Consider the following 2,613-nt stretch of genomic DNA (forward strand, 5'->3'; position numbering starts at 1 on the left):
GCCCCCTCCACCGTGCGCCGCGTGCTCAACGCCACCGGCACCGTCCTGCACACCAACCTCGGCCGCGCCCAGCTGGCCCCCGCCGCCGTCGAGGCCGTCGCCACCGCCGCCGGCGCCACCGACGTGGAGCTGGACCTGGCCACCGGCCGGCGCGCCCGCCGCGGCCGCGGCGCCCTGGCCGCCCTGCGCGAGGCCGTGCCCGAGGCGCAGGACGTGCACGTCGTCAACAACGGCGCCGCCGCCCTCGTCCTGGCCGCCACCGCGCTGGCCGCCGGGCGGGAGGTCGTCGTCAGCCGCGGCGAGATGGTCGAGATCGGCGACGGCTTCCGCCTGCCCGACCTGCTCGTCTCCACCGGCGCCCGGCTGCGCGAGGTCGGCACCACCAACCGCACCACCCGCGCCGACTACGCCGCCGCGATCGGCCCGGACACCGGCGTGGTGCTCAAGGTCCACCCCTCCAACTTCGTCGTCACCGGCTTCACCGCCGGCGTCGAGCCCGCCGGGCTGACCGGCCTGGGGGTGCCCGTCGTCGTCGACACCGGCTCCGGGCTGCTGCGCCCCGAGCCGCTGCTGCCCGACGAGCCCGACGCCGCCACCACCCTGGCCGCCGGCGCCGACCTCGTCACCGCCAGCGGCGACAAGCTGCTCGGCGGCCCGCAGGCCGGGCTGCTGCTCGGGCGCGCCGACCTCGTCGAGCGGCTGCGCCGGCACCCCCTGGCGCGGGCGCTGCGCGTGGACAAGCTCACCCTCGCCGCCCTGGAGGCCACCCTGCGCAGCCCCGGCACCCCCACCCGCGACGCCCTGCACGCCGACCCGGCCGTGCTGCGCGAGCGCTGCGGCGCGCTGGCGGGCTCGCTGCGCGCGGCCGGCGTGGACGCCGACGTGGTCGAGGCCGCGGCCGTCGTCGGCGGCGGCGGCGCCCCCGGGGTGGAGCTGGCCTCGGCCGCCGTCGCCCTCGAGGAGGCCTGGGCCGCGCCGCTGCGCCTGGGCGAACCGCCCGTCGTCGGCCGCGTCGAGCACGGCCGGCTGCTGCTGGACCTGCGCTGCGTGCCGCCCGCCCACGACGGCGAGGTCGCCGCCGCGGTGCTGCGGGTCGCGGCCGGGGCGGGGGCCTGACGTGCACGTCGTCGCCACCGCCGGGCACGTCGACCACGGCAAGTCCAGCCTGGTGCGGGCCCTGACCGGCACCGACCCCGACCGGCTCGCGGAGGAGAAGCGCCGCGGCCTGACCATCGACCTGGGCTTCGCGTGGGCGCAGGTGCCCGGCGCCGGCACGGTCGCCTTCGTCGACGTGCCCGGGCACGCCTCGTTCGTGCCGACCATGCTCGCCGGCGTCGGCCCGGTGCCGGTGGCGCTGCTCGTCGTGGCCGCCGACGGCGGCTGGATGCCGCAGTCCGCCGAGCACCTCTGCGCCCTCGACGCCCTCGGTGTGCGCCACGGCCTGCTCGTGGTCACCCGCGCCGACCTGGCCGACCCCGCCCCCGCGCTGGCCGCCGCCCGCGCCGAGGTGGCCGCCACCTCCCTGGGCGAGGTGCCCGCCGTGGCGTGCAGCACCCTGACCGGCGCCGGCCTGGACGACGTGCGCCGCGCCCTGGCCGCCGTGCTGGCCGCGGTGCCCGCACCCGACGCGGACGCGCCCGTGCGGCTGTGGGTGGACCGCGCCTTCACCATCCGCGGCGCCGGCACCGTGGTCACCGGCACCCTGGGCGCGGGCACCCTGCGCACCGGCGACGAGCTGGAGCTGGCCACCGCCGCCGGCGCGCGCCGCGTGCGGGTGCGCGGCCTGCAGAGCCTGGAGCGCGAGCGCACCGAGGTGGGCGCGGTGGCCCGCGTCGCGGTCAACCTGCGCGGCCTGGACCGCGGCGACGTCGCCCGCGGCGACGCCCTGCTCACTCCCGGCCGGTCGGTGCGCACCGACGTGGTGGACGTGCGCTGCCCCGGCGCCGCGCGCGAGCCCGGGGAGCTGCCCGCGCAGCTCGTCGTGCACGCCGGCTCCGCGGCCGTGCCCGCCCGCCCGCGCCCGCTGGGCGCCGACGGCGCGGACCTGCTGGTGCGGCTGCGGCTGGACGCGCCGCTGCCGCTGGTGCTCGGCGACCGCCTGCTGCTGCGCGACCCCGCCCGCCACCTCGTCCTCGGCGCCGGCGTCGTGCTCGACGTGCGCCCGCCCGCCCTGCGCCGGCGCGGGGCGGCCGCCGCCCGCACCGCCGACCTGCGCGACCTGCACGGCGCCCCGGACGAGACCTCCGAGCTGCGCCGGCGCCGCGTCGTGCGCGGGGCCGAGCTGCGGGCCATGGGCGTGGACGTGCGCACCGCTGCGGTGGCGGGGGACTGGCACACCGCCCCCGGCCTGCTGGAGCAGCTCGGCGGCCGGCTGGCCGAGCTCGTCGCCGCCCACGACGCCGCCGAGCCCCTGCAGCCGGGCGTGCCGCTGGAGGAGGCCCGCCGGGCGCTGGCCCTGCCCGACCGGGCCCTGGTGCAGGCCGTCGTCGCGCGGGCCGCCGCCCGCCCGCCCCTGCGCGTGGCCGACGGGCGCGTGGTGGCCGGCGCCGCCGCCGAGGAGCTGCCGCCGCGCGTGGCGCGCGCCGTCGAGGCCGTCCTGGGCGACGTCTCGGC

2 protein-coding genes are annotated in these 2,613 nt (G+C 81.1%); both read left to right on the forward strand.

Features of this window, described 5'->3' with window-relative positions:
- Positions 1 to 1,116 (forward strand): L-seryl-tRNA(Sec) selenium transferase (selA, locus tag GTR00_RS18605; protein ID WP_166613056.1); only part of this gene is annotated, 1,116 nt, incomplete at its 5' end.
- Between the two features lies 1 nt (position 1,117).
- The coding region (gene selB / locus GTR00_RS18610) for a selenocysteine-specific translation elongation factor (protein WP_166613057.1) at positions 1,118 to 2,613 on the forward strand (1,496 nt) is incomplete at its 3' end.

Source organism: Kineococcus indalonis, from assembly GCF_009906395.1.
GTDB classification, from domain to species: domain Bacteria; phylum Actinomycetota; class Actinomycetes; order Actinomycetales; family Kineococcaceae; genus Kineococcus; species Kineococcus indalonis.